This window comes from Pirellulales bacterium (assembly GCA_035499655.1).
Classification (GTDB): domain Bacteria; phylum Planctomycetota; class Planctomycetia; order Pirellulales; family JADZDJ01; genus DATJYL01.
Genome location: DATJYL010000020.1, coordinates 1 through 3,178, shown reverse-complemented (window position 1 = coordinate 3,178; position 3,178 = coordinate 1). Strand labels below are relative to the sequence as shown.

Sequence of the window (3,178 nt, the reverse complement as noted above, 5' to 3'; positions counted from 1 at the left end):
TCCCGCCCCACCACCCGCCAGATTCCATTGGTTCACGGTGGTTCCGTTCGAGAGCGTCGTCGAACTGGTTGCCCAACCGGGATTACCCGGCTCGTTCATGTCCGAATCCAACCAGCCGGTCGGCAGACTGCTGGCGGGGTTACCGACGATGACGCCCCGACCGTTGATGCCCAGGTAAACGCGGCCAAACACGTTGGGATCGGCGGCCATGGTATCGACCAGGCCACCCCATTGATGATTGACATCGTTAAGCAAGGTCCAGGTGGAGCCGCCGTCGTCGGAGCGGTACACGCCCAGAAAATTGCTGATGGTGCCGTAGATATAAATGGCCGGATACGTTTTTCCCGGCGCCGGTGCGCCGAGCGCGAGGTTAGGAACATTCGCGTAACCAATCGAGCTTAACTGCGAGAAACTGACGCCGAAGTTCGTGGAATGATAGACGCCGTTATACGAGGAAATCCACAGATCGCCGGCAGCAGATGGATTGGGCGTTAGCGTGATGTTGCCGTTTCCCAGCGCGGCTCCTTGTGCAGTGAACGTGTGCCCGCCGTCGGTGCTGATGTAAAGCTGCCAGGAATTGTCGCTGCTGTTTTCGGTCCAGTAGTAGAACGTGTTGGCGTTGACGCGGTCGGAGACTACCGTGCCGCCGGTGAGTGTTCCGCCGGGAACGGTGGAGGCCGTCCAAGTAGTGCCATCGTCAGTGGAATAGTAGGGCGTATCTCCCGACGGAGCCCAGAGCAGCGTGGCGGCGTTGGCAGAGACGGCAATGGAACCGCCGCTTCCGCCGCCGGCTGCAGAGGCAAAGGCTGTCCAAGTAACGCCATCGTTGGTGGTGTAGGCGCCGTGGTTGGTTCCCAGGTCGTCCACGACCGCTTCAAAATTCGGATTGTTCTGAGCAAAATCGACACTGTCGATTGTGCCTAATCCACCGCCAGAAATGGTCGCGGCGATGCCGCCGGCAACAGGCGAAGAGGTAAGCGTCGTATGCGCAAAACCGTTGATGTCCCCCAGCGCGCTGAACAGCGGAACTCCCGTTTGCGGGGCAACCAGCTTCAGCACTGCAGTGAATTCGATGCCGTCATCCGGAAAGTACCAACTGTTGGCGGCGGTCAGCGTGGTCGTGCTGTTGCCATTGTTCGTAGCCCAGATGCCTTGCCCCGTCCCGTACATCAGTTGAGTAGTATTGAACGGATTGATAGCAACAGTGGCGGCCCAGTTGCCAATGCCGTCGCCAAAGGCCGCGATCCACGGAGCGTTGGAAGTGTTGCGAGTGGGATCGAACCCGCCATAGCCAGAGTTTTGTACTCCGGCCGTGGAATACAAAGCAACCCAGGTCGGTGTGGCCGCATTGGCGTTGGTGGTGCGCCAAATTTGGTCCGGGCCGGAATACCGATCAAACGATGTCACGACAATGGTGTTGGCATTGTTCGGATCGGCGGCGATGCCGTCGTAGCCGAACGTTGGATTGCTGCCGCCAGGAGTCTGGGGCGATATGCTCGCCCACACGCCGTTGGTGGGACTTGTGCCGGGCGTGAACCGGAAGACGCCGCCCGTGGTGATGCTGCCATTGGGCGCTTCGGCATTGGCGTACCCCAGATAGATGTTTCCGCCGGAGATGACGGCGTGGCCGGGAATCCAACGGCTCGGCAGCGTTCCCGTGCCGGTGAGCTTGGTCCACGTGGTTCCGCCGTTTGTTGTTTGATAGAGATTGGTCCCGCTGGAGCTGCCTGTGGAATCGATCCCCACGTAAATGGTCTGACTAGGATTGCCCGGCGTGCCGCTGCTAGGGTCGAACAGAACAAATGTGGTGCTGGTGGGACTGAACGCGCTGGAGCTAATCTGGGCGAACGAATGGCCGGCGTTGGTGCTTTTCCACAATCCGGAGTTATTGGACCCCAAAAACACGATGTTGCTGTCGTTGGGGTCAACGGCAATTTGCTCCCCGTCGCCGCGGCCGTTGGAATTGCCGCCCACGTAAAAACTAAGATTGGTTTGCCCCCACGTCTGTCCGCCGTTGGTGGAATAGAAAACAGCGCCGTTGGTGCCGGAGTATTCGCCGACATCGGCGTAGATGTTATTGGAGTTTTCCGGATCGATGGCGAAGCTGAGCACGCCGATCAATTGCTGCTGTGTGCCGTTGCCGGACGTGCTGGTGTTGTTGCCGACAAAATCAAGCAGTTGCGTCCACGTTTGCCCGTCGTTGGTGGTTTTGTACAGCCCGCCGATATCGGTGCGTGCGTAAATGACGTTTTGGTTGTTGGGGTCGTAAAAAATGCCGTCGACAAAACCGCCGGCGCCGATGGCGGCGTTTTGCCAGGTGTAAGCCTGGCTGGTAAGGTACAGGCGATCTTCCAAGTTCTCAAACCTCAGGGTGCGAATTGGCAGCCCACGCCGGAATCCTTTCAAAGAGCGTTTATAAACTACTCTCGACGACATTGGTTACCTCAATTCAACGAATGAATGCGCGGATTTACGAACAAATTATTTCAAGGGTCATATGTTACCTTGCGTCAAGACTGGCTGAAAAAATGGGGGTAATGGAAAACGTGGGCCTTAACCGAAATATAAGTTCGTATAACAATCAGTTGCTGAATCGGACAGCGGTTCCAGCGACGCATCGGCCAATGAGCCATCGGCCACTAAAGCGAAGCGGCCGGCCGGCCGCTTCGCTTTAGCACGCTGTAACGTGGAATGATCGAGCCACGAAAAGTAGAAGTCGAGTAATGCTAATGAAACCTGCGCTTGGTCAGCGGTGGTAGCAGGAAGATGATTGGCAAATGTTGCATTTGATGTCGACGCGGAATCCAACTCGGTTTTCCCCTTAGCATCGATAACTGGTATCAAGCGCCTAGAGGTTGCCGTTGTGTTCGATGGAGAGGGGGCAATTATGTACGATGACGGGGTGGAGTTCGTAGTCAAGGTGGCATCGGCCCCTGCGATCGGCGCTACCTGATTGTTAACTTCTGGCGAGGGAATGAGCGTCGGCGTGATCGGTGTTGTCGAATCAACCAAGGCAGTTGTATTTTCGTCCTGATTGAAGCTGCCGCCGCCACCCCGCAGGGAATTGAGCAAAGCTTGCAAATCCGCATAGGTTACATAGCCATCGCCATTGACGTCAGCAATAACCGTCATATCGATGGTTGAAAGATTGTTGCTGGATTTAAATGTGTCCAAATTG

The 3,178-nt window shown here is 56.5% G+C and carries 2 protein-coding genes; both read right to left on the bottom strand.

The annotated features are described in order from the left end of the window. Positions 1 to 2,355: hypothetical protein (locus VMJ32_01120; protein HTQ37595.1), on the bottom strand; the 2,355-nt coding region annotated here is incomplete at its 3' end. Positions 2,356 to 2,553: 198 nt separating this feature from the next. Continuing rightward, on the bottom strand, positions 2,554 to 3,178 hold a 625-nt coding region (locus VMJ32_01115), incomplete at its 5' end, for a hypothetical protein (GenBank protein ID HTQ37594.1).